The sequence below is a fragment of the Actinosynnema mirum DSM 43827 genome (genome assembly GCF_000023245.1).
GTDB classification, from domain to species: Bacteria; Actinomycetota; Actinomycetes; order Mycobacteriales; family Pseudonocardiaceae; genus Actinosynnema; species Actinosynnema mirum.
Window position 1 is genome coordinate 311,407 of record NC_013093.1, and the last position, 22,847, is coordinate 334,253.

The 22,847-nt window shown below is 73.4% G+C and carries 21 protein-coding genes and 1 tRNA gene; 14 read left to right on the top strand and 8 right to left on the bottom strand.

Going from position 1 to position 22,847, the window contains the following annotated elements:
* Positions 1-9: 9 nt before the first annotated feature.
* From AMIR_RS01455 to AMIR_RS01505, 11 genes are all read left to right on the top strand, one after another.
* Positions 10-648, top strand: coding sequence for a hypothetical protein (locus AMIR_RS01455; RefSeq protein ID WP_012782917.1), 639 nt, complete (start codon positions 10-12; stop codon positions 646-648).
* 266 nt (positions 649-914) lie between these two features.
* Complete coding sequence (locus AMIR_RS39885) at positions 915-1,556, top strand: hypothetical protein (protein ID WP_012782919.1); 642 nt, start codon at positions 915-917, stop codon at positions 1,554-1,556.
* Positions 1,557-1,681: 125 nt separating this feature from the next.
* Positions 1,682-2,365 carry a hypothetical protein gene (locus tag AMIR_RS39890; RefSeq protein ID WP_012782920.1) on the top strand — a complete coding sequence of 228 codons (684 nt, stop codon included), beginning with the start codon at positions 1,682-1,684 and terminating at the stop codon, positions 2,363-2,365.
* 168 nt (positions 2,366-2,533) lie between these two features.
* Entirely contained in the window at positions 2,534-3,160 is a 627-nt protein-coding gene (locus tag AMIR_RS01470; protein ID WP_041836513.1) for a hypothetical protein, read from the top strand.
* Positions 3,161-3,289: 129 nt separating this feature from the next.
* On the top strand, positions 3,290-3,922 hold the full coding sequence (locus AMIR_RS01475; protein WP_012782922.1) for a hypothetical protein: 633 nt from the start codon (positions 3,290-3,292) through the stop codon (positions 3,920-3,922).
* A 128-nt stretch (positions 3,923-4,050) separates the two neighbouring features.
* A complete protein-coding gene (gene topA, locus AMIR_RS01480; protein ID WP_012782923.1) occupies positions 4,051-6,822 on the top strand; it encodes a type I DNA topoisomerase in 2,772 nt (923 codons plus the stop codon).
* A 5-nt stretch (positions 6,823-6,827) separates the two neighbouring features.
* A complete protein-coding gene (locus AMIR_RS01485) occupies positions 6,828-7,415 on the top strand; it encodes a hypothetical protein (protein ID WP_143760614.1) in 588 nt (195 codons plus the stop codon).
* A 79-nt stretch (positions 7,416-7,494) separates the two neighbouring features.
* Positions 7,495-9,627: a bifunctional MFS transporter/dTMP kinase gene (locus tag AMIR_RS01490; RefSeq protein WP_012782925.1), complete on the top strand. Its 2,133-nt coding sequence runs from the start codon at positions 7,495-7,497 to the stop codon at positions 9,625-9,627.
* A 13-nt stretch (positions 9,628-9,640) separates the two neighbouring features.
* A complete protein-coding gene (locus tag AMIR_RS01495; RefSeq protein ID WP_012782926.1) occupies positions 9,641-10,840 on the top strand; it encodes a DNA polymerase III subunit delta' in 1,200 nt (399 codons plus the stop codon).
* Between the two features lie 342 nt (positions 10,841-11,182).
* A tRNA-Thr gene (locus AMIR_RS01500) sits at positions 11,183-11,256 on the top strand.
* Positions 11,257-11,349: 93 nt separating this feature from the next.
* Positions 11,350-12,243 (top strand): glycosyltransferase, encoded by an 894-nt coding sequence (locus tag AMIR_RS01505; RefSeq protein ID WP_012782927.1) that lies wholly within the window; start codon positions 11,350-11,352, stop codon positions 12,241-12,243.
* A 53-nt stretch (positions 12,244-12,296) separates the two neighbouring features.
* Here the strand turns inward: AMIR_RS01505 and AMIR_RS01510 are convergent, their stop codons facing one another.
* From AMIR_RS01510 to AMIR_RS01520, 3 genes are read right to left on the bottom strand one after another with little or no spacing between them, the layout of a single operon-like run.
* Positions 12,297-14,330 (bottom strand): iron ABC transporter permease, encoded by a 2,034-nt coding sequence (locus tag AMIR_RS01510; protein WP_012782928.1) that lies wholly within the window; start codon positions 14,328-14,330, stop codon positions 12,297-12,299.
* The gene (locus AMIR_RS01515; RefSeq protein WP_012782929.1) at positions 14,330-15,301 is read right to left on the bottom strand and encodes an ABC transporter substrate-binding protein; all 972 of its coding nucleotides are present in this window, start codon (positions 15,299-15,301) and stop codon (positions 14,330-14,332) included. Before AMIR_RS01515 ends, AMIR_RS01510 begins: the two co-directional genes overlap by 1 nt.
* A 30-nt stretch (positions 15,302-15,331) precedes the next feature.
* On the bottom strand, positions 15,332-16,150 hold the full coding sequence (locus AMIR_RS01520; RefSeq protein ID WP_012782930.1) for an ABC transporter ATP-binding protein: 819 nt from the start codon (positions 16,148-16,150) through the stop codon (positions 15,332-15,334).
* 450 nt (positions 16,151-16,600) lie between these two features.
* Here AMIR_RS01520 and AMIR_RS39895 point away from each other — a divergent pair, with 450 nt between their 5' ends.
* Positions 16,601-16,756 (top strand): hypothetical protein, encoded by a 156-nt coding sequence (locus AMIR_RS39895; RefSeq protein WP_012782931.1) that lies wholly within the window; start codon positions 16,601-16,603, stop codon positions 16,754-16,756.
* On the opposite strand, the gene AMIR_RS01525 is transcribed toward AMIR_RS39895, so the two are convergent.
* The 5 genes from AMIR_RS01525 to AMIR_RS01545 all read right to left on the bottom strand — a co-directional run bounded on the left by AMIR_RS01525 (position 16,743) and on the right by AMIR_RS01545 (position 20,483).
* Positions 16,743-17,705, bottom strand: coding sequence for a TIGR03617 family F420-dependent LLM class oxidoreductase (locus AMIR_RS01525; protein WP_205590365.1), 963 nt, complete (start codon positions 17,703-17,705; stop codon positions 16,743-16,745). The genes AMIR_RS39895 and AMIR_RS01525 overlap by 14 nt on opposite strands.
* A 128-nt stretch (positions 17,706-17,833) precedes the next feature.
* Positions 17,834-18,298, bottom strand: a complete 465-nt coding sequence (locus AMIR_RS43125) for an excalibur calcium-binding domain-containing protein (protein WP_012782933.1) — start codon at positions 18,296-18,298, stop codon at positions 17,834-17,836.
* The gene (locus AMIR_RS01535) at positions 18,288-19,247 is read right to left on the bottom strand and encodes an excalibur calcium-binding domain-containing protein (RefSeq protein WP_012782934.1); all 960 of its coding nucleotides are present in this window, start codon (positions 19,245-19,247) and stop codon (positions 18,288-18,290) included. Before AMIR_RS01535 ends, AMIR_RS43125 begins: the two co-directional genes overlap by 11 nt.
* On the bottom strand, positions 19,244-19,915 hold the full coding sequence (locus AMIR_RS35230; RefSeq protein WP_012782935.1) for a thermonuclease family protein: 672 nt from the start codon (positions 19,913-19,915) through the stop codon (positions 19,244-19,246). Before AMIR_RS35230 ends, AMIR_RS01535 begins: the two co-directional genes overlap by 4 nt.
* Positions 19,916-20,036: 121 nt before the next feature.
* Positions 20,037-20,483: a DUF4442 domain-containing protein gene (locus AMIR_RS01545; RefSeq protein WP_012782936.1), complete on the bottom strand. Its 447-nt coding sequence runs from the start codon at positions 20,481-20,483 to the stop codon at positions 20,037-20,039.
* A gap of 129 nt (positions 20,484-20,612) precedes the next feature.
* Between AMIR_RS01545 and AMIR_RS01550 the strand changes: the two genes are divergently transcribed.
* Positions 20,613-21,131: a MarR family winged helix-turn-helix transcriptional regulator gene (locus AMIR_RS01550; RefSeq protein ID WP_012782937.1), complete on the top strand. Its 519-nt coding sequence runs from the start codon at positions 20,613-20,615 to the stop codon at positions 21,129-21,131.
* Entirely contained in the window at positions 21,131-22,798 is a 1,668-nt protein-coding gene (locus AMIR_RS01555) for an MDR family MFS transporter (RefSeq protein ID WP_012782938.1), read from the top strand. The genes AMIR_RS01550 and AMIR_RS01555 overlap by 1 nt, the downstream gene beginning before the upstream one ends.
* Positions 22,799-22,847: the final 49 nt, after the last annotated feature.

Below are 22,847 nucleotides of genomic sequence, written 5' to 3' on the forward strand. Positions count from 1 at the left end.
GAGGCCGACATGAGAGCCCGCCTCGTCACCGCCGTCGCCGCCTCGGCGCTCTCCGCGTGCCTGCTCGCGGGCTGCACCGGGCAGGACTCCGAGCCGACGCCGACCACGAGCAGCACGTCCACCTCGGCCTCGCCGGAGCAGCTGGCCGCCGACTACCTGGACAAGGTGTGCTCGGCGACCTCGGCGTTCGCCACCGTGCAGAAGACCCCGCCGGGCGCGGACGTCACCGACCCCGGCAAGCGCAAGGAGCTGATGGCCGTCTACATGGGCCAGTTCGGCGAGGCGTTCACCAGGAGCGCGACCGAGCTGCGGGCCGTCGGCGAGTCGCCGGTCGCGGGCGGGGACCAGGTCGTGGAGAAGATGGCGGCCACCTTCAGCGAGATGGCCACGGTGTTCACCGACGCCAAGTCCGCCGTGGAGCAGGCCGACGCGAACGACCAGTACGGCGGCCTCGCGCCCGCCAGGGACGCGCTCGCCAAGCTCGCGGACTTCAGCGTGCCGCTGAAGGAGGTCGAGTCCACGCCGGAGCTGGCCGCCGCCGCGCGCAAGGCCCCGAAGTGCCAGGCGCTGCGCACCGCCACCCCGTCGCCCTCCGCGACCGCGGGCGCGCCCGCGGTCGAGTCCTCCGTTCCGCCGTCGACCTCGTGAGCTGACGGGTGGGTTCCCCAGGTCGGGGATGACGGGCAGCACGCCGGTCTTCGAGCTGGCCGACGACCCGGTGCTCAAGCCCACGCCCCCGGACCGCGCGGCCGTGGACCGGGCGCCTGCGGAGCGCGCCTCGGTGCTGGAGGGGTGAGGGGCGTTCGGGACAGGGGGCGCGGCCGACCGGGTGCGCCGGTCGGCGCAGCCTGGTCGGCGGTCGGGAGGCTCGCTACCTTGTGCGAGATCACCTCACTCGTCCGGGGGTACACACCGTGAAGCACCACTCCGCCGTCGGGGCGCTGCTCGTCGCCGCCGTCGCGCTGTCCGCCTGCTCGTCCGGCCCCACCGACCCGGCCGCGTCCCCGTCCTCGGGGACCTCGTCCTCCGGGGCCTCGGCGTCCGCCTCGTCCTCGGCCGCCGCCGCGCCCTCGGGCGACAAGGTCACCGCGTGGGTGGAGGCCTATTGCGGACTGGTCGGCGGTTACGCGCTCGGCCTCAAGGCGTACCAGGAGAAGCACGTCCAGCTGCCGACCACGACCGACGTGGCGGAGCGCAACAAGGCGCAATTGGCGGCTTTCACGGAACTCGTCTCCGGGTTGCAGACGGACTTCAAGGCCGCCGAGGGCGAGCTGGGGAAGGTCGGCGTCCCGCTCTCCGGGGCCGAGGAGCTGCACGGCGAGATCATCGAGGTGCTCGGCCGGGTCAACGGCCAGCTCGGGCAGGCGAAGCAGCAGGTCGCGGCGCTCGACCCCCACGACCCCGACTTCGCGCAGGCGGTGTCCCAGGCCGGTGGCCTGGAGGCCGCGAGCGCGCTGCTCGCGCACGGCGAGAAGGTCTCCGGCGTCCCCGAGCTGGAGCAGGCCATGAACACCGCGCCGAAGTGCGTCGAGATCCAGCGGCAGATCGGCGGCTGAGCGCCATCCCGGCGCGAACCCCTCAAAAGATCGAATTCGCCAGCAAAATGATCTCTGGACCAAGTGGAAAATGATCTGTACCTTTTCGCGGGGGAGGTTTTCACTCGCTTGGGGGTATCTTTTCCATGAAGTTCCGCGTTTCCCTGGTCGGCGCCGCGCTGGCCTCCGCCGCGGTGCTCTCCGCGTGCTCGTCCGGCACCGCGGGCACGGCCTCGCCCGCGGGCGACGCCCCGGCGACCTCGTCCTCCGCGTCCCCCGCGCCCTCGGGGTCCGCCTCGGCCGTCCCGACCTCGGCGAGCGCCAAGGCGGGCGGCGGTGACAACGCGAAGGCCGTCAGCTGGGCGGGAGAGCTCTGCGCCACCTTCACCGGCATGGTCGACCGCAGCCTCGTGATGCTCGAGGACGTCAGCTCCGAGATGGAGAAGGGCAACCTCGACGGCTACCGGAGCGCGGTGCTGGACTACCTCGCGGGCACCGGGACCGCGATGTCCGGCTCGCTGAAGAGGCTGAACGAGCTGGGCGCGCCCACCGCGAGCTCCGCCGCGCTGCACGCGGAGATGGTCAAGTTCCTGGAGGGCGTGGGCGCGGAGTCCGGCGCCGCGGCGAAGAAGATGCGGGGGCTGGCCGTCACCGACCCGGCCTTCGTGGAGCAGATGGGCGCGCTCGACCAGGGCCAGGGCGGGTCCGACGTGCTGCTCAAGCACCTGGAGAACGCCGAGAAAGACCCAGAGCTGGACCTCGCCTTCGCCACGGCCGAGTCGTGCCAGGAGATGGAGTCCAAGCTCGGCCAGATGCCGGGGAGCGGCTGAGCCGCCGCTGTCGAGCCGTCTCGTGCCCCATTTCCCCCGAACGGACGAACTTGGGGCGCGCTGCGATAACTCAGTCGATCTTTGTCAGACCCGCTATGTACCTTCCGGGAAGATTTTTAACTCTTCTGGGGGTACTAGCTAGTGAAGCGTCACCTGTCTGTCACGTCTGTGCTGCTCTCCGCGACCCTCGCGCTCGCCGCCTGCGACACGAACACCGACGGCGCCGCCCCCGCGAGCAGCCCCGCTGCCGCGTCTGCGGCCCCGGCCTCCGCGCAGGTCGACGACGGCGAGCGCGAGGCGCGCTGGGCCGCCTCCTTCTGCACCACCCTCGGCAGCCGGGCCAAGGCCGCCGTCGAGCTGATGCAGAAGATGTTCGCGCAGGCCGCGGAGGCGGGCGAGAACGTGAGCGAGGCCGACATGCAGGCCATGCAGAAGGACCTGCTGGTCGAGTTCATGGAGGACGGCGCGAAGGAGAGCCTCGACGCCGCGAAGCAGCTGGAGGGGATCGGCGCGCCCGCCGTCGTCGGCGAGGAGTTCCACCAGAAGTTCATCACCCTGCTGAAGACCTCCGGCGACGAGGCCGCCGCGGCGGTGGAGAAGGTCAAGGCGCTCGACCCGACCAGCCCCACCTTCGAGGCCGAGCTGGACAAGCTGTCCGAGGGCGGCGCCGCCGAGACGCTGGTCGCGCCCCTGCAGGAGGTCGGCAAGAGCAAGCCCGAGCTCAACGAGGTGCTGAAGCGGACCCCCGAGTGCGTGGACGTCGTCAAGCAGATGTCCGCGATCGCGGGGAAGTGACCCGGCGCCCACACGGGCGTCAGCGGGTCGAATTTCACACGAAAGAGTGAGATCGGGGCGGTTCGTGGAACCGCCCCGCCCGCGCGGGAGACTGGCCGGCGTCGAACGCCTGTTCTACGCTGCCGGGTCGTGGGGCAACAGCTGTCCTTCTACTCGGCCGAGGCGCGGCGACCGGGCGTCGACGACCTGGCCGGCCTGCTCTGCGGGCCGGGCCGGGTGCTCGGCTTCGCCAGGGGGCGGGCCGCCCGCCTCACCGCCGTCCTCGCCGACCCCTGGCGCGGGCCCGCGCTCGTCGCGGCCCTCGCCGAGCGCGGCGTCCAGGCCGAGTCCGGCGCGCCCGAACCGGTCGGCGACCCCGAGCCGCCAGCGGACGGGCAGGAGCCGGGAGCCCAGCCCCCGGTGCAGGTCAGGACCCCTTTCCGGACCGACCTCGCCCCGCTCGCCGCGCACTGGCTGCTCGCGGGCGCCAAGGTCGTCCCGCGCGGGTTCACCCCCCACGGCGGCGTGCTGCGGCTGTGGGCGCTCACCTCGGGCCGCTGGGTCGAACCGGGCTACCTGCTCGGCCTCGACCCGGACGCGCCGGACACCCACGAACCGCTCCGCGCGGCGCTCGCCTCGGCCGGGCTGCCCGCCGCGCTGCTCACCCCGAAGTCGGGCGGACCGGCTTTGCGGGTGACCGGCCGAAGGCGGTTGGAACGGCTCTCCGAGCTGGTCGGACGTGCTCCGACCGGGGTCGGGGACCGCACCTGGCCCGCCGCTTAGCGGCTCGTCCTGGGGGAAGTTCAGGCACAGTTGTGTCACCCTGTCCCGACCAGGGCAGCCCTGCGGCGGTCGCCGGGCAGTGCACACTGGCGGGTCGGGAACACAGTGGTCGAAGAGAGCAGGACGGCGTGGCTGGATCGACGCGGACGAGGAAGAGCACCGGGGGAAGTGCGGGCGGCAACCGGCGGTTGGTGATCGTCGAGTCGCCCACCAAGGCGCGCAAGATCGCGTCCTACCTCGGCAACGGCTTCGTCGTGGAGTCGTCCAAGGGGCACATCCGGGACCTGCCGCGCGGCGCGGCCGACGTGCCCGCCAAGTACAAGGGGCAGCCCTGGGCGCGGCTCGGCGTGGACGTCGACCACGACTTCGAGCCGCTCTACATCGTCACCCCGGACAAGAAGTCGACCGTCGCCGAGCTCAAGGAGCTGCTCAAGGGCGTCGACGAGCTCTACCTCGCGACGGACGGCGACCGCGAGGGCGAGGCGATCGCCTGGCACCTGCTGGAGACCCTCAAGCCCTCGGTCCCGGTGCGCCGCATGGTGTTCCACGAGATCACCGAGCCCGCGATCCTCGCCGCCGCCGCCAGCCCGCGCGACCTGGACCTGAGCCTGGTCGACGCGCAGGAGACCCGCCGCATCCTGGACCGCCTCTACGGCTACGAGGTCAGCCCCGTGCTGTGGAAGAAGGTCATGCCGAAGCTGTCGGCGGGCCGCGTCCAGTCGGTGGCCACCCGCATCGTGGTCGAGCGCGAGCGCGAGCGGATGAAGTTCGTGACCGCCTCGTTCTGGGACGTCTCGGCGACCATCGACGCGGGCGCCGAGGCCACCCCGCGCCAGTTCGCGGGCAGGCTCGTCTCCGTCGACGGCACCAGGCTCGCCACCGGCCGCGACTTCGGCTCGGACGGCCGCCTCAAGGACGGCGTCGAGGTCAAGGTGCTGGACGAGGCGCACGCCCGCGCCATCGCCGAGGGCCTGACCGGCGCGGCCATGCGCGTGGCCTCCGTCGAGGAGAAGCCCTACACGCGCAAGCCGTACCCGCCGTTCATGACCTCCACGATCCAGCAGGAGGCGGGCCGCAAGCTGCGCTTCTCCGCCGACCGCACGATGCGGGCCGCGCAGAAGCTGTACGAGAACGGCTACATCACCTACATGCGAACCGACAGCACCGCGCTGTCGGAGACCGCCATCACCGCGGCCCGCGCCCAGGCCACCGACCTGTACGGCGCGCAGTACGTGGCCAAGGAGCCCCGGCAGTACACCCGCAAGGTCAAGAACGCCCAGGAGGCGCACGAGGCCATCCGCCCGGCGGGCGAGGTCTTCCGCACCCCCGGCCAGGTGGCCCGCGAGCTGGACTCCGACGAGTACAAGCTCTACGAGCTGATCTGGCAGCGCACCATCGCCTCCCAGATGGCCGACGCGCGCGGCAACACCACGAGCGTGCGCGTCGCGGGCCGCACGGGCGGCGGCGAGGACGTGCTGTTCGCCTCCTCCGGCCGCACGATCACGTTCGCGGGCTTCCTCAAGGCGTACGTGGAGACGGTCGACTCGGAGGCGGGCGGCAACGCCGACGACGCCGAGTCCCGGCTGCCGCAGCTGGTCGCCGAGCAGCCGGTGAGCGCCGCCGAGCTGTCCGCCGACGGCCACTCGACCTCGCCGCCGCCGCGCTTCACCGAGCCCAGCCTGATCAAGACCATGGAGGACCTGGGCATCGGCCGCCCGTCCACCTACGCGTCGATCATCAGCACCATCCAGGACCGCGGCTACGTGTGGAAGAAGGGCTCCGCGCTGGTGCCCTCCTGGGTGGCGTTCGCGGTGGTCGGGCTGCTGGAGCAGCACTTCGGCAGGCTGGTCGACTACGACTTCACCGCCGCGCTGGAGGACGAGCTCGACGGCATCGCCGAGGGCCGCCAGGAGCGCACCACCTGGCTGTCCGGCTTCTACTTCGGCGGCGACGTCGGCCCCGAGTCCTCGATCGGCCGCTCCGGCGGGCTCAAGAAGCTGGTCGGCTCCAGCGTCGAGGAGATCGACGCCCGCGAGATCAACTCGATCCCGCTGTTCAGCGACGAGGGCGGGCACACCGTCGTGGTCCGGGTCGGCCGGTACGGGCCGTACCTGGAGCGCGAGGTCGACGGCGCGTCGCAGCGGGCGAACCTGCCCGACGACCTGCCGCCGGACGAGCTGAGCCTGGAGATCGCGGAGAAGCTGTTCGCGACCCCGCAGGAGGGCCGCTCGCTGGGCAACGACCCGGCGACCGGGCACGAGATCGTGGCCAAGGAGGGCCGCTTCGGGCCGTACGTCACCGAGGTGCTGCCCGAGCCCGCCGAGGGCAAGAAGGCCGGGAAGCCTCGCACCAGCTCGCTGTTCAAGTCGATGTCGCTGGACACCGTGACGCTGGAGGACGCGCTGCGGCTGCTGTCCCTGCCGCGCGTGGTCGGCGCCGACCCGGAGTCCGGCGCGGAGATCACCGCGCAGAACGGCCGGTACGGGCCGTACCTCAAGCGCGGCACCGACTCGCGGTCGCTGACCAGCGAGGACCAGCTGTTCACGGTGACCCTGGACGAGGCGCTGAAGATCTACGCCGAGCCCAAGAAGCGCGGTCGCGCCGCGGCGGCCCCGCCGCTCAAGGAGCTGGGCAACGACCCGGTGTCCGGCAAGCCGATGGTGGTCAAGGAGGGCCGCTTCGGCCCGTACGTCACCGACGGCGAGACCAACGCCTCGCTGCGCAAGTCGGACAACGTGGAGACGCTGTCCGACGAGCGGGGCTCCGAGCTGCTGGCGGAGAAGCGGGCCAAGGGGCCGAGCACGAAGAAGAAGCCGGCGGCCAGGACGACGAAGGCCGCCGCGAAGCCCGCGGCGAAGAAGCCCGCCGCGAAGAAGACCCCGGCGAAGTCGAAGGGCTGAGGACCGTGGCAGGAGCGGCGGGCGTGGACGGCGGGCTGTTCGGACCGGACGGCACGCAGGCCCCGCCGCCGCCCGCCGCGTTCCCCGACCCGCTCGCCGGGCTGGTCACCGGCGAGCTGCCCTGGGCGCTGCCCGCGCCCGAGGTCCGGGCCGCCGAGGTCCGGGCCGCCGCGCCGCTCGCGCCTCCCGCTGCCGTGACGCCCCAGCGGGCGGCGCGCCCGACCGGGGCGGGCGGGCGTCCGCAGGCCGGTCGCGCCAGGACCGGTCAGCGGGCGCCGCAGGCCCCGCGCCCGGCCGTCCCGCACCCGCCTGTCCCGTATCCGCCTGCCTCGTACCCGCCTGTCCCGCACCCGACGGCGCCGTACCCGCAGGTCCCGCACCCGCAGCTCCAGCACCCCGCGCCCCCGCGCAGGCAGGTCCCCGGCCTGCGCGCCCAGCGCGGGCCCGCCGCCCCCGCCCAGCCCGCCGAGGCCCTGGCGAAGGGCACGGGCAGCACGGTCGTCGGCATCCTGGTCGTCCTCGGCGTCATCGCCTCCATCCTGTTCACCACGCTGCGCGAGGTCGTCGGCGAGCTGCTCGACCTCCTGCGCTGAGAGGCGAACCTCACCGCTCGGTCCGATGTGGCCCCCCGACCAGCACAGCCGGTTACCCTGGTGACCTGCGACCTAGGGGGTGAGCACCATCCAGGACAGCGACACGGCTGGTGGGCCGGGACGATCCGGGAGCAACCGGACCGAGGCGTCCACCGGGCATCGCATCCGGAGCGTGTTGGCCATCCGCCCCTTCCGCAGGCTCTGGGGCGTCACCTACCTCTGCAGCGTGGGTGACTGGCTGTCACTCCTGGCGCTGACGGGTCTGGTCACCAAGCTCGCCGAGGGCTACCGCTGGGAGGGCTTCGCGCTCAGCGCGGTCGTCATCACCCAGCTGCTGCCGGGGATGCTCTTCGCCCCGCTCGGCGGCGTCCTCGCCGACCGGTTCGACCGCCGCAAGGTCATGGTCGCCTGCGACCTGGCGCGCGGCGCGCTGTTCCTGTCCATCGCCTTCGTCGGCACCGCCTGGTGGCTGTTCATCGCGAACTTCCTCATCGGCTGCTGCGCGATGCTGTGGATCCCCGCCAAGGACTCGGCGGTGCCCAACCTGCTGCGCAGGCCCGACCAGGTGGAGACCGCCAACCAGCTCGGCCTGGTGATGACCTACGGCATCACCACCATCAGCGGGTTCGGCCTCTACGCGCTCATCTCCGGCATCCCCGGCTACTTCCACCTGCAGGGCGGCGACCTCAGCTTCCGCATCGCCACCATCGCCGTGGTGGTCAACGGCCTGCTCTACGTCTCGTCGGCGGTCCTGGTCGCCACCCGCATCCCCGAGCTGTCCGGCCGCATGGCCACGCCCCGCAAGCGCGACGACGACGCCCCCGGCTTCCTCGTGATGATGCGCGACGGCCTGTCCTACGCCTGGCACCGCCCGCTGCTGCGCGGCCTGGTCATCGGCATGACCGGCGCGTTCGCGGCGGCGGGCGCGGTCATCGGCAGCGCCAAGCTGTACGCGCTGAGCCTGCTCGGCGGGGAGAGCGCCTACGGCCTGCTGTTCATCGCGGTCTTCGCGGGCCTGGCCACGGGCATGATCACCGCCCCCAAGCTCGCCCGCAGGCTCACCCACGGCAGGCTGTTCGGCGTCACCATCGTCTGCGCCGGCCTGAGCCTGGGCGTGGTGTCGCTGGCCCCGCACCTGTGGTTCGCCCTGGTCGCGGTCGCCCTGGTCGGCGGCTGCGCGGGCATCGCGTTCCTGACCGGCCTCACCATCATCGGCTCCAAGGTCGAGGACGAGGTGCGCGGCCGGATGGTCGCCCTGGTCCAGTCCCTGATGAAGGTCATCCTGGGCCTGTCCACCGTGGCCAGCCCGCTGCTGGTCACCACCCTGCAGCCCAGGGTCATCACCGTCCTCGACCACCCGCTCAAGATCGACGGCACCCGCCCGGTGCTGTTCGGCGCGGGTGTCCTGGCCGCCGCCGTCGGCCTGATCGCCTACCGGCTCATGGACGACCGGCGCGAGACCCCGATCCTGTCCGACCTGCTCGCCGCGCTGCGCGGCAGGCCCCGCCGGGAGCGCGGCCTGCTCATCACCGTGGAGGGCGACGCCAGCCTGGACACCTCGGTGCAGGCCCGCGAGCTGGCCGAGGTGCTGCGCTCCGCCGGGCACGAGGTGCTGCTGGCCAGCGAGCCCGACCTGGACGAACGCCGGGTGCACGAGCTGCTCAACACCGCCGACCTGGCCGGGGTGCGGGCGCACGCGCTGGTGGCCGCCGCCGTGCGCGCCGACGTGGTCGAGCGGCGCGTGCGGCCCGCGCTGGAGGCCGGGCTGATCGTCGTCGTGGACCGGTTCGCCGACAGCCCGATAGCGCACTTCTCCGCCTCCGGCTCCGTCGACACCTCCGAGCTGGAGCGGCTGTCCGACTGGGCCACCGGCAGGCTCCGCCCCGACCTGACCGTGCTGCTCGACCGCACCCCCACCACGCTGCCCGCCTCCGCGCTCGGCGCGCCCCCCGGAGCAGTGCCCGCCGGAACCGCGCCCCCAGGAGCCGCGTCCGCCGGGTTGGAGGGCGCCCGCCGCACGATCACCCACGTCGAGCACCACTGGCAGGTGCAGCGCCTGCTCACCGGCATGGCCGCCGCCGACCCCGACCGCTACCTCGTGGTCGACGCCGACGGCACCCCGGACGAGGTGGCCGCGCGGGTCAAGGCCGCCGTGGCGCGCCTGGTCGGCGGCGAGATCCGCGCTGCCGCTCCGCTCGCCGAGACCCCCTGAGTACGGTTGCCCCGTGCCAAGGGGAGTGTGGAGTGAGGTCGTCGGCCAGCCCGACGCGGTGACCGTGCTCAGCGCCGCGGCGGAGGCGGCCGCGGCGATCGTCGCGGGTGGGACGCCCGCGCCGGGGGCCATGACGCACGCCTGGCTGTTCACCGGGCCGCCCGGATCGGGCCGCACCGAGGCAGCCAGGGCGTTCGCCGGGGCCCTGCAGTGCACCGCCGCCGACGACCGGCCCGGCTGCGGCGTGTGCGCGGGCTGCCACACCGCGCTCGCGGGCACCCACGCCGACGTGCGCGTGGTCGCCCCCGAGGGCCTGTCGATCTCGGTGAACGAGATGCGCGCGCTGGTGCAGGTGTCCGCCCGCAGGCCCACCTCGGGCCGCTGGCAGGTGGTGATCGTCGCCGACGCCGACCGGCTCACCGAGGGCGCGTCGAACGCGCTGCTCAAGGCCGTGGAGGAGCCGCCGGACCGCACCGTGTTCCTGCTCTGCGCGCCCTCCGAGCACCCGTACGACGTGTCGGTGACCATCCGCTCGCGCTGCCGCGTGGTGCGGCTGGGCTCCCCGAAGGTCCCGGACGTGGCCGCCGCGCTGGAGGAGGAGGGCGTCGCCCCCGACCTCGCGTCCTGGTCCGCGTCGGTGACCGGCGGCAACGTGGTCAGGGCCCGCAGGCTCGCCACCGACGAGCAGAGCAGGCTGCGCCGCGAGTCCGTGCTGGCCATCCCGCTCGCGCTGCGCAGGCCCGCCGACGTGTTCACCTGCGCCGACGACCTGGTGAAGGCCGCCGAGGGCGACGCGCTGTCCGCCAACGAGGACCGCGACGAGCAGGAGCGCAAGGCGCTGGAGACCGCCATGGGCGCGGGCGGCACCGGCAAGGGCACCGCCTCGGCCACCAGGGGCGCCAAGGGCGCGCTCAAGGACCTGGAGAAGCGGCAGAAGTCCAGGGCCACCCGGACCCAGCGGGACTCGCTCGACCAGGCGCTGGTGGACCTGGCCGCGTTCTACCGGGACGTGCTGGTCACCGCGACCGGCTCCGAGGCCGCGCTGAACCACCCGGACCGCGCGGCGGACGCCCGGACGGCGGCGGCGGCCTGGAGCCGTGAGTCGACGCTGCGCAGACTTGAAGCAGTGCTGGCGTGTCGGGGAGCGCTGGAGCGGAACGTGAAGCCGAGGATCGCCGTGGAGGCGATGCTGACGACCCTGCAGCGGGGCTGACGCGGGCGGGCCTGCGCGAGCGGGGCGCCCGGTGCTGCCGGTCCGACGCGGCGGGCGGCCTGCGCGGGGGTGCGGCCAGCACCGCCACCACGCCGATCAGCAGCAGCGTGATGCCGGTCCAGAGCAGTGTGGTCGTGTGCACGGCGTTCGTGCTCGCCAGCCTATTCACCACCGGGTGACACCGTCGTGAGCGGGGGTTCGGGGGGAGCGACTTCACCTACGCCTTTCCTTCGGTCCGGACGGCTTCGACGGCGGCGCTCGGGCGGCGCAGCCTCGGCGGGTGCAACGAGGGGACCCCCCGTTCGGTGACGCCCGCGGCGTCGGTTATAGTTGTCGCGTCTCGCCGCCTTAGCTCAGTCGGCCAGAGCGGTTCACTCGTAATGAACAGGTCATCGGTTCGATTCCGATAGGCGGCTCAGCGAGAAGCACAGGCCCGGTCCGGGTTCCCCGGACCGGGCCTGTTCGCTTGTTCGGACCGGTTCACGGCCCGGCGGGAGAGCGGAGGGCGCGTGCGCCGACCTGACACGACCGACGCGGTGGTCGACGTCGCGCCGAGCCGCAGGACGGTCCGCAGGCCCCGCAGCGTGAGTGTCGTCGTCACCGCGCACGGCCTGGAGCCCACCGCGGGCGTCGTGGTCGAGGACGCGCTGCGCGGGCTGGAGGAGCTCGGGGTGCCCGGCGAGGTCGTGGTCGTGGTCGGGCGCGCCGACCGCACCGCCCAGGTCGCCCTCACCGCGGGGGCCTCGGTGGTCGAGTCGCGGCCGGGCCGGGGCGCGGCGGTCCTCGCGGGCGTGGCGGCCAGCCGGGGCGACGTGGTGTGCCTGCTCGACGGGGACGTGCGCTACTTCGGCGACCCGCCGCTGGTGCCGCTGCTGGTCGAGCCGATCCTGGGCGGCCTCGCCGACGCCTGCGTGAGCGACCTGTACTGGCGCCCGCCGCACCCCCGGCTGTGGCTGCACGGGTTCTTCGCGCCGCTGATCGGCCGGGTGTACCCGGAGCTGCTGCCCAGGGCCGGGTCGACGCCCTGGTCGGGGCAGCGGGCCGCGCTGCGCGCCCTGTGGCCCGCCGAGCTGCCGGACGGGGCCACCGCCGACCTCGCGCTGCTGCTGCACTGGAACCGGGAGGCGGCGCTGCTGCGCCCGGTGCTGGCCGACGACTGGACCGCGCCGGGCAGGCCGAGGCTGGAGCCCTCGCGCGCGGACCTGGACCTGGTCGTCGCGGACGCGCTGGCGCACGGGCGGATCGACGAGACCGGGGCGAAGGCGCTGCCGGACTGGTTCGAGGCCGTCCAGTCGGGCGCGGGGGAGCGCTGGGGCGACGTGGTCGACCCGGTGGACTTCGCCGCCGCCGAGCGGGACGTGCTGGAGGAGGCCCTGCGCGAGCTGCGCGCGCACGGGCTGTGAACCGGGATCCGGTGTGAGAAAAAGGGCTCCCCGCGAGCGGGGAGCCCCTCGGCTCAGGTCCGGCGCTCCCTGGAGCGCCACAGCACGAGCACGAAGTACGGCGTGCCGACCAGCGAGATCACCAGCCCGGCCGGGATCTGCGCCGGTGAGATGACCGTCCGGCCGATCGTGTCGGCCAGGCTCACCAGCACCGCGCCCAGCCCCGCCGCCACCGGCAGCACGCGCGCGTTGCGCCCGCCCACCAGTGACCTGGCCAGGTGCGGGGCCACCAGGCCCACGAACCCGACCACGCCGATCGCCGCGACCGCGCTCGCGGCCAGCACGCCCGAGCCCAGCAGCAGGAGCAGCCGGGACCGCTCCACCGGGACGCCCAGCACCCTCGGGGTGTCGTCGTCCAGCGAGTGCAGGTCCAGGTCGCGGTGCGCGAACCACAGCAGCGGCCCGATCGCGGCCAGCGCCAGCGCGGGCGGCAGCACCTGCTCCAGCGTCCGCCCGTAGGTCGAGCCGGACAGCCAGGTCAGCGCCTTCACCGTGTTCCACGGGTCGGTGGTCGCCACCAGCAGCGTGATCAGCGACATGCCCGCCGACCACAGCGCGATGCCGATGATCACCAGCCGGTCCGAGTCCTGCCCGCCGCGCCACGACAGCCCGTAGACCAGCGCGAACGCCACCAGCGCGCCGAACCCGGCCGCGCCCGCGATCTGCCACGGACCCGCGCCCGGCACCAGCGTGATCAGCCCGATCGCGCCCAACCCCGCGCCCGCCGTGATCCCCAGCAGGCCCGGTTCGGCCAGCGGGTTCCGGCTCACCGACTGCACGCCGCACCCGGCCACGGCCAGCGCCGCGCCCGCCACGACCGCCGCCAGCACCCTGGGCAGCCGCTGGTCCAGCACGAACGTCAGCGCAGGTCCGGTCCGCCCGGTCACCCAGTTGCCCAGGTCGCCCAGCAGCACCACCCGGTCGCCCATCAGCAGCCCGACCAGCGGCGCGGCCACGACCAGCGCGGCCAGCACCACCGACACCGCCACCAGCCGCCGCCGCGACCCGACCACGCCGACCCGGCCGCTCGGCGGCTGCCTGCGCGACCCGCCGGACCGCTGCCCGCGCGCCAGCCACACCAGCACCGACGCGCCGAGCACCGTCGTCATCACGCCCGTGGGCACCCGGACCGCCTCGGACGCGCCCAGCAGCGCCCGCAGCAGCACGTCCGCCCCGAGCACCACCAGCACGCCCACCAGCCCGGACACCGGCAGCAGCGCCCGGTGCCTGGCCAGCCCCGGCACGCGCGCGGCGAGCAGCCGGGTGATCACCGGGGCGCTCAGCCCGACGAACCCGACGGGACCGGCCGCCGTCACCGCGGCGGCGGTCAGCGCCACGGTCAGCAGCACCGCGCCCAGCCTGGTCCGCCGCACCTTCAGGCCCACGACGGCCGCGTTGTCGTCGCCCAGCGCCAGCACGTCCAGCGACCGGGACATCAGCACCAGCCCGACCACGCCGACCAGCACGACCGGGGCCATCTGGGACGTGGTGCGCAGGTCGCCGACGGACAGCGACCCGCTGCCCCACGCGTACAGGCCGGTGGTCTCCTGCTCGAACAGCAGCAGCACCAGCGTCGTCGCCGAGTACAGCGTCAGGCCCACCGCCGAGCCGACCAGCACCAGCCTCGGGCTCGTCGACGCGCCGCCGGACAGCGCCAGCACCAGCGCGGTGGCCGCGAGGCCGCCGACGAACGCCGCGCCGCCCGCCGCGTAGGCGGGCAGCCCGATCCCGAACGCCGCGAACGACACCACGGCCAGGTGCGCCCCCGAGTTCACCGCGAGGGTGTCCGGGGAGGCCAGCGGGTTGCGGGCGATCGACTGCATCCCGGCGCCCGCGACGCCCAGCGCGACGCCGACGAGCAGCGCCGTCAGCAGCCTGGGCAGCCGCGAGCCCTCCAGCACGGCCATGGCCTGCGCGTTCCCGTCGCCGAGCACGGCGGACAGCAGGTCGAGCGCGCCGGTGTCCGACGTGCCCTGGGTCAGGTGGACGGCGGAGAGCAGGACGATGGCCGCCACTGCTCCCGCCACCACGGCGGCGGTGCGCAGCATCAGGACGTTGCGGCCTTCACGAACTGGTCCGCGATGACGGCGACCGACTTGGGCCCGCCGAACGTCCAGGTGCCCTTCTCCAGCTTGGTGATCTTGCCGGAGGCCGTGAACGGCAGCCGCTGCCACACCGCGTTGTCCTTGAGGCCGGTGGTGAACACGTCCTCCTCGGAGGCGCTGTAGACCATGATCGTCTTCGGGTCGGTGATCGCGGTCATGCCCTCGACGTCGGTCGCGCCCAGACCCCACTCCGCGTCGACCTCGCCGGTCCACGCGTTGACCAGGCCGACCGCCTCGGCGGTGTCGGACACCAGCGAGCCCTTGCCGAACGGGCGGATGCTGACCGTGCTGCCCTGCATCCAGCCGTCCGCCATGACGAACGGGGTGCCGGTCGCGCCCTTGGCCTCGACGGCCTTCTTGCCCTCGGCGAGCTTCGCGTCCATCTCGGCCAGCGCGGTCTTCGCCTCGGCCTCCTTGCCCACGGCCTTGGCGATCAGGGTGAAGTCCTCGCGCAGCCGGTCGAAGTTCTTCGTGGCGTCGCTGGACTTGGTCATGACGACCGGGACGGCCTTCTCCAGCTGCTCGGCCACGGCGGTGTCGCGGGCCAGCGGCATCAGCACCAGGTCCGGCTCCAGCGCCACGATCGCGTCGACGCTGGGCTCGCCGCGCTTGCCGACGTCCTTCACGTCACCGGGCAGCGCCTCGGCCGCGTTCCAGGTCGCGTAGCCCTCGGGGTCGGCGGCGCCGACCGGGGTGACCCCCAGCGTCAGCACCATCTCGGTCTCGGCCCACTCCAGGGACACGACCTTCTTCGCGGGGGCCTTCAGCTCGACGGTCTTGCCGCGCGCGTCGGTCAGCGTGATGGCGCCACCGGCGTCACCGGACGCGCTGGGCTCGCTGGAGGTGCTCTCGGTGGTGCCGCAGGCGGACAGCAGCACGGCTGCCGCGAGCAGGGCGGGGGTCAACAGGCGCATCGTTCTTCTCTTCTTCTCGGTGGGGGGACTTCAGGGTCTGCGTTGCGTCCGCTTGCCGAGCGGACGGCAGTGCGGGGCCCCGGTGACCGGGTCGTCGACGACCTGGACCTCGACGCCGTACGCGCTGGTCAGGTGGTCCGCGGTGAGCACGTCGCGCACCGCGCCGGAGGCGACGACGCGGCCGTCGCACAGCAGGACCACCTCGTCGGCGACCACACCGGCGTGGTCGAGGTCGTGCAGCACGACGCCGACCGCCACGCCGTGGTCGTCGGCCAGGTCGCGGACCACGTCCAGCACCTCGACCTGGTAGCGCAGGTCCAGGTGGTTGGTGGGCTCGTCGAGCAGCAGCACGGAGGTCTCCTGCGCCAGGCAGGACGCCAGCCAGACGCGCTGCAGCTCGCCGCCGGACAGCTCGTCGACGCCCCGGCCCGCCATGGGGGTGACGCCGGTCAGCTCCATGGCCCGCTCGACGGCGGCGGCCCCGCCCGCGTCCACCCCGCGCCAGCCCGCGCGGTGCGGGTGGCGGCCGTAGGAGACGACGTCGCGCACGGACACGCCGGACGGGGTGGGGCGGTGCTGGGTGAGCAGGGTGACGTTGCGGGCGAACTCCTTGCCGCTGAGCGCCGCCCGCCCCCACACCTGCCGCTCGCCGAGCCGCACGCCGCCCTCGCGGGGCTTGTGCAGGCGCGCGAGCGAGCGCAGCACGGTGGACTTGCCCGAGCCGTTGGGACCGACCAGCGCGGTGACCTCGCCCGCGCGCAGCTCCAGGGACACGCCCTCCACCACGGCGCGGTCGTGGTGCGCGAGGACCAGCGCCTCACCGGTGAGCAGAGCGTCGCCTTGTGACATGAGGTAAGCCTAACCTAAAGGTTTATCACCCTAAAGGCCGTACGGCTCTGGTGCTTGTGGGCGCATCCGTGACTCGGTGTGCGCGAGATCGGTGCGCATCGCCACGCGGGGCGGCGGTCCGGGTGACGTTCAGTGCCTGCTTCCGGGGCTCCGCCCGCTCGGGAACCCCCGAACCCGGAACGGGCGGAGCCGCGGCCCCCAGTGCCCCTTACCTATGTGAAGTGAGCCTAACCTAACCAACTCGGTTCCCCCGTTGGGCGTGATCCACTGCACTCTTCGGGCGCATTGGGGACCGAGTGCGAGCCTGGGAGCGTTCTTAGGGTGCATATTGTCCCCAAGAGAACTCACCCGGCCGGGATCACCGTGCTTGATGCTCCGATCGGGTGACCTTCATGCCGATTCCGCCGATGCTGGGCGACAGTGTCCGTGCCGCCCTGGAGGTGATGACGGATGCTCGCGATGGTCGTGGTGACGCTGCTTGCCCTGCCGCTGGTGTTCGTCGCCCAGCGGATCGGCAGGCGGCGCTGGAACCGCAGGGTCGACGTGGCCCGCGTGCCCGAGTCCGCGCTGTTCCCCCACCGGGTGCCCAGCCTCAGCCGGACCTGAGGTCCGCGCGCAGCACCGGGGCCGCGATCCGGGTGACCACGTCCCCGTACCGCGCCACGACCTCGGCGGCGGCCTCCGCGGGGGTCCCGGTGACGGCGAACGCGCCCAGCACCTCGTCCGGCACGGCGGCGTCCATCTCGGCCCACAGGCCCCTGCGGGACAGCCGGTGCAGCTCCTCGTGCAGCTCGCCCCAGCCGTGCAGGTCCAGCACCGGGCGGTAGGCGGGCGTCGAGCCGTAGAACGCGATCTGGCGGCGGACGGCGGCGGCCGACGCGTCGTCGGTGACCACCATCGACGGCCCGCTCACGCCGAACCCCTCCAGCGTCCGCCCGGACTTCGCCAGCCCCCGCTCCAGCGCGGGCAGCGTCACCTCGCGCAGGTACCGCTCGGTGGTGAAGGCGTGGCACAGGAACCCGTCGGCCACCTCGCCCGCGACCTCGGTCATCCGCTCCCCGACCCCGGCCAGCCACACCTCGGGCGGGCCGAACGGGTTGGGGCCGGGGTCGAAGAACGGCGTCATCAGCGTGTGCGTGGAGAACTCGCCCCGGAACCGGGGGCGCTCCCCGGTGGCCCACGACTCCCAGATGGCGCGCATCGCCAGCACGTACTCGCGCATCCGCGCGGCGGGCCTCGACCAGGGCATCCCGAACCGCTTGGTGATGTGCTGCTCCACCTGCGAGCCGAGGCCCAGCCGGAACCGGCCCCGCGACAGCAGCTGCAGGTCGTTGGCCTGGACGGCGGTGCTCATCGGGTTGCGGGCGAAGGCGACCGCGATGGCGGTGCCCAGGCCGACCCGCTCGACCCGGTCGGCGACCCTGCCCAGCGCCACGAACGGGTCGTGCCGGGTCTCGGCGACCCAGAACCCGTCGATCCCGGCCTCCTCGGCGGCGCGCGCCGCCTCGACGACCGTCGTGGGGGTGTACTCGACCTCGACCTGATCCACCAGCACGGGACCGGTTGTACGCGGGTGCGGCGGCCAGGTCCAGTCGGCGGCCGGGTCCGGTCGGGAAGTGGGGGAGGGGGACAGGACCGCCGTGGGCTCCGACGACCCCCGGACGCCGGAGCCCACGGCGGGGGTCACTCGCAGGCCACGCCGTCCCCGTCCCGGTCGAGGCCGGTGCGGTAGCCCGGCTCGCCCGCGTGCAGGGGCGCGGCGCCTGCGGCACGCGCCTCGGCGCAGTTCTTGTAGTAGGCGCTCGGCGCGGGCTTGGGCTCCGGCGCGGGTTGGGGGTTGGGCGCGGGCTGCGGGTTCGGCGCGGGCTGCGGGTTCGGCTGCGGCGGCGGCGCGACGGCGGGCGGCGGCGTGGTGGTGGTCGTCGTCGTGCTGGTCGTGGTGACCGGCGCCGGGCTGCTGGTCGTGGTGGTCGCGCTCGTGGTCGTGGTGGTCGGCGAGGGGCTCGTGGACACCTGGCCCCCGGCCGGTGCGCTCCCCTCGCAGCCCGCCAGCACGAGCGCCGTCAGCACCACCAGGAACCCGCAGACGACCTTGCCACCCCGACCGGGCGCGGGAGCGGACAGCCTGGTGTTCGACTCACTTCTCACAGGCCACCCCGTCACCGTCGCGGTCCAGCTTGGACGAGTAGCCGGGGGACCCGGCGTACAGCGGCGCCGCGCCCGCGGCCTTCACCGCCGCGCAGTTCGCGTAGTAGGCGCTCGGTGCGGGCTGGGGCTCCGGCTGGGGCGCGGGCTGGGGGTTGGGCTGCGGGTTGGGCTGCGGCTGCGGGTTGGGCTGGGGGTTCGGCTGGGGAGCCGGGGCCTGCGTGGTGGTCGTCGGGGCGGGCTTGGCGTCCGAACCGCCGCAGGGCGCGCCCCACAGGCCGAGGCCCGCCTTCTGGGCCGCCGCCTGGGCCGCGTTGTGCGCGGCGCTCGCCTCCGGCAGCGCCTTCGCCACCCCCTGGGACAGCGCGAGCAGGGACACGTCGCTGCCGTCCGGCAGCAGCAGCTGACCGCCGACCTGCGCCAACTCCTTGCCCGCCACGGTCGACTTGAGGAAGTCCACCGCCTGCTGCGCCCAGCACTCGCCCGGCTGGGCCAGCCCGGCCAGCACCAGCACCCGCCCGCCCGCGACCGCGACCGAGCGGCCGTCCGCCACCTCGGCCACCGTCACCGGGGGAGGCGTCGTGGTGGTCGGGGCCGTCGTGGTGGTCGTCGTGGTGCTGGTGGTGGTCGCGGTGGCGCTCGCGGTCGCCGCCGCCCTGGTGCTGTCGGCGGGCGGCGGGTCGCCGAGCGCGCCGATCAGGATCAGGGCGACGAAGATCCCGCCCGCCACCGTGCCGGTCTTCTTCATGCGCGACATCGCCGACCACTTGCCCTTCAGACCGCTCTTGGCCTGCGGCGGCGGGGTGTAGGCGGTGGCCTGGGGGCCGTAGCCGTAGTCGGGCGCCCCGTAGCCGGGAACGCCGTAGCCGGGCGTGCCGTAGCCCGCGTTGTCGTCGGGGACGCCGTAGCCGGGCGCGCCGCCGTTCTGGTCGTTGCCGTGGTTGGCGCTCATGCGCAGGCCACCCCATCCGTGTCGTGGTCGAGAACTGGTGAGCCGGGCAGGCCGGCGGGGGTCGTGGAGGTGTTCGCGGTGCACCGCGCCAGGGCGCGCGTGGTCGGCGCGGGCGTCGTCACCACCGAGTCGGAGCCGCCGCACGGCGCGCCCCACAGGCCGAGGCCCGCCTTCCTGGCGGCGGCCTCGGCGCGGGTCAGGGTGCTGGCCGCGTCCGGTTCGGCGCGAGCCATGCCCTGGCTGACGAGCTGGGCGGACAGGTCGGTCCCGCCGGGCAGGCGCACGGACGCGCCGTCGAGCGCCAAGTCCTTCTGCGCCACCAGCGAGCCGAGGAAGTCGGCCGCCGCGCGCGACCAGCAGGCGCCGGGCTCGGCCAGCCCCAGCAGCCGGACCGAGCCGCCGCCCGCCACGGCGATCGTGCGGGCGTCGACGACCCCCGAGGCGCGGGCGGGCGCGAGGTCGGCGGGGTCGGGCTGCGCGGGGGAGGGGGTCGACCACGCCCCGGACCGGTCCCACCGCTCGGCGGCGTCCGGGGCGGCGTCCTCGGCGGCCGGCGCGGGCACTGCGGGAGCGGCGAGCGGCTGCGCGGCGCAGGCCGTCAGCAGCAGGGCGGGGACCAGCAGCAGTAGCCGGAGCGGCGTCCTGCGGACCAGCGCGGTGCTCTCCATGCTCGCCTCATCGCAGCGAGTGTCGCACTGCGTTACTGCATTAGTTCCTTAGAGTGAAAGTGGTCGACCCCGTAACGGTCGACCACCTCGCCAGGCCGTCAACTCACCGCAGCCATCGACCTCATCGTTGCGGCTTGAGGGTCCACGTCACCACCAGTTCGGTGGTGACCACGCCTTCGGCGTCGCGCACCGACACCCGCACCGGGAACTCCGGCCGCTGCCCGCCCTCCAGCTCGGCGACCACGTCGGCGGCGGGCCGCTCCAGCACCGCCTCCGCCGTGAGCGGGCCGAGCGCGAGCTTGCGGTAGGCGATCTCCGCGCGCGCCACGAGCGGCGTCGCCCGGTCCAGGTGGCCGCCGAACGCCGCCATCACCACGGCGCCGGAGGCGGTCTCGCCGACCCCGAACAGCATGGCCGCGTGGGGCCCGCCCACGTGGTTCCGGGACTCCGGCCGGTCGGGAAGGGCCGCGACCACGCGGTCCACGCCGACCTCGGTGAACTCCACGCCGTTGGTCTGCACCCACGGCACTGACTTCCGCATCGCGTCCGCGACGAGCGAGGGATCCATGCCCTGAGATGTTACCGGCGAGTAGCCAAGCGACGCTCGTCACCGGTATTTCATTTGCCAAGACTCTTGATCAGGCGCAAACTTGCCTACTGAAACTAGTTGGATGATGCAAGCAATGGAGTGGTCCGGATGACGACGCCCGAGGACGCCCACGGGGGCGGGCGGTCCGACGAGGCGCTCGCCGACCGCTTCGGCACGGCACTCGTTCGGCTGAACAAGATGCACGCCGCGCTCTCCGCCAGCCTCAGCAAGGCGGGCATCGACAAGGCCTCCTTCGTCCTCCTCGCCAACCTGGCGCAGATGGGCCCGTCCCGCGCGAGCGCGCTGGCGGAGGCGGTCTTCTCGGACCCGTCCACGGTCAGCCGCCAGGTCGCCGGGCTGGTCAAGGACGGGCTGGTGGAGCGCAGGGCGGACCCCGACGACGGCCGGGCGAGCGTGCTCGCCGTGACCGACAATGGGTTGTCCCTCCTGCACGAGCGGCGACGGGTGCGCAACGCGGCGCTGGCCCGCCTCTTCTCGGACTGGTCCACCCACGACTGGACCACGTTCGTCGAGCACTTCGAGCGCTTCGTCGAGGGATACGAGAAAGCGCTCCCGGATTTCATCGCAGAGGGCGGACAGGGGCCGCGCTCCGAAGGGGAGAAGTGATGTCGGAGACGACAACCCAGGCGGGAGCGACGCCACCCGGCGCCGCACTGCTGACCCACCGGCAGATCCTGACGATCCTGTCCGGGCTGCTCATGGGCATGTTCCTGGCCGCGCTCGACCAGATGATCGTCGCGACGGCCATGAAGACCATCGCGGACCACCTGAACGGGCAGACCATCCAGGCCTGGGCGACCACCGCCTACCTGATCACGTCGACGATCACGACGCCGCTGTACGGCAAGCTGTCGGACATCTACGGCCGCAAGCCGATGTACCTCACCGCGATCTCGATGTTCCTGGTCGGCTCGCTGCTGTGCGGCATCGCCAACTCGATGTACGAGCTGGCCGCGTTCCGCGCGGTCCAGGGCCTCGGCGCGGGCGGCCTCATGTCGCTGGCGTTCGCGATCCTGGCCGACATCACCTCGCCGCGCGAGCGCAGCCGGTACGCGGGCTACTTCATGGCCGTCTTCGGCGTCGCCAGCGTCGCGGGCCCGGTCGTCGGCGGCCTGTTCGCGGGCATGGACCACTTCCTCGGCTTCGCGGGCTGGCGCTGGGTGTTCCTGGTGAACGTCCCGATCGCGCTCGCCGCGCTGGCCGTCGTCGCCAAGGTCCTCAACATCCCGCACCAGCGGGTCGACCACCGCGTCGACTTCCTCGGCGCGATCACGCTGACCGTCGGCCTGGTGCCGCTGCTGATCGTGGCCGAGCAGGGCCGCGAGTGGGGCTGGGGCTCGGCCACCGCGATCGCCATGTACGTCGTCGGCGTGCTCGGCCTGGTGGCGTTCGTGTGGGCGGAGAAGCGCGCGGGCGACGAGGCGCTGCTGCCGCTGAGGCTGTTCCGCAAGCAGACCTTCGCGCTCGGCAACACGATCAACTTCGTGCTCGGCGCGGGCATGTTCGGCGGCATGGTCTCCATCCCGCTGTACCTGCAGATCGTGCAGGGCCACTCGGCCACCACGGCGGGCCTGATGATGCTGCCGATGACCCTCGGCATCATGACCGCGGCGGGCACCAGCGGCAAGATCACCTCGAAGACCGGCCGCTACAAGGTGTTCCCGGTCGTCGGCTTCGCGGTCATGACCGCGTCGCTGTTCCTGTTCAGCACGGTCGGCGTGGACACCGCGACCTGGCAGCCGATGGCGCTGATGTTCACCATGGGCCTCGGCCTGGGCCTGTGCATGCAGACCCTGCTCATCGCGATCCAGAACGACGCCGAGCCCCGCGACATGGGCGTGGCGACCTCGTCGGCCACGTTCTTCCGGCAGATCGGCGGCACGGTCGGCGCCGCGGTGTTCCTGTCCGTCCTGTTCAGCACGGTCGGCGACAAGATCGGCGAGGCGCTGCGCTCGGCCATGGGCACCGACGCGTTCCGCGCCGCGCTCGCCCGACCCGAGAACCAGGCGTTCGCGCAGCAGCTCCAGAGCGGCGGCGCGTCGGCGGACCTGAACAACACCGAGTTTCTGTCCAAGCTGGACCCGGTGCTGGCCAGGCCGTTCCTGGAGGGCTTCTCCTCGGCGATCGACACGGTGTTCTTCGTGGGCGCCCTCGTGACCCTGGTCGGGTTCGCGATCGTGTGGTTCCTGCGCGAGGTGCCGCTGTCGGACCGCTCGGGCCTGGAGCGCTCGAAGGACGAGGCCGACGCCGCGTCGACCATCGCCCTGCACTGACCCCCCGGCGGGGCGCTTCCGGCGAGAAGCGCCCCGGTCGGGGCAAGCG

Bases quoted from the DNA above. Each gene is read 5' to 3' on its own strand.
- AMIR_RS01555 (WP_012782938.1), top strand. From the start codon at position 21,131: ATGTCGGAGACGACAACCCAGGCGGGAGCGACGCCACCCGGCGCCGCA.
- AMIR_RS01535 (WP_012782934.1), bottom strand. From the start codon at position 19,247: ATGAGCGCCAACCACGGCAACGACCAGAACGGCGGCGCGCCCGGCTAC.
- AMIR_RS01550 (WP_012782937.1), top strand. From the start codon at position 20,613: ATGACGACGCCCGAGGACGCCCACGGGGGCGGGCGGTCCGACGAGGCG.
- AMIR_RS01520 (WP_012782930.1), bottom strand. From the start codon at position 16,150: ATGTCACAAGGCGACGCTCTGCTCACCGGTGAGGCGCTGGTCCTCGCG.
- AMIR_RS01455 (WP_012782917.1), top strand. From the start codon at position 10: ATGAGAGCCCGCCTCGTCACCGCCGTCGCCGCCTCGGCGCTCTCCGCG.
- AMIR_RS35230 (WP_012782935.1), bottom strand. From the start codon at position 19,915: ATGGAGAGCACCGCGCTGGTCCGCAGGACGCCGCTCCGGCTACTGCTG.
- AMIR_RS01515 (WP_012782929.1), bottom strand. From the start codon at position 15,301: ATGCGCCTGTTGACCCCCGCCCTGCTCGCGGCAGCCGTGCTGCTGTCC.
- AMIR_RS39890 (WP_012782920.1), top strand. From the start codon at position 1,682: ATGAAGTTCCGCGTTTCCCTGGTCGGCGCCGCGCTGGCCTCCGCCGCG.
- AMIR_RS39895 (WP_012782931.1), top strand. From the start codon at position 16,601: ATGCTCGCGATGGTCGTGGTGACGCTGCTTGCCCTGCCGCTGGTGTTC.
- AMIR_RS01510 (WP_012782928.1), bottom strand. From the start codon at position 14,330: ATGCTGCGCACCGCCGCCGTGGTGGCGGGAGCAGTGGCGGCCATCGTC.
- AMIR_RS01545 (WP_012782936.1), bottom strand. From the start codon at position 20,483: ATGGATCCCTCGCTCGTCGCGGACGCGATGCGGAAGTCAGTGCCGTGG.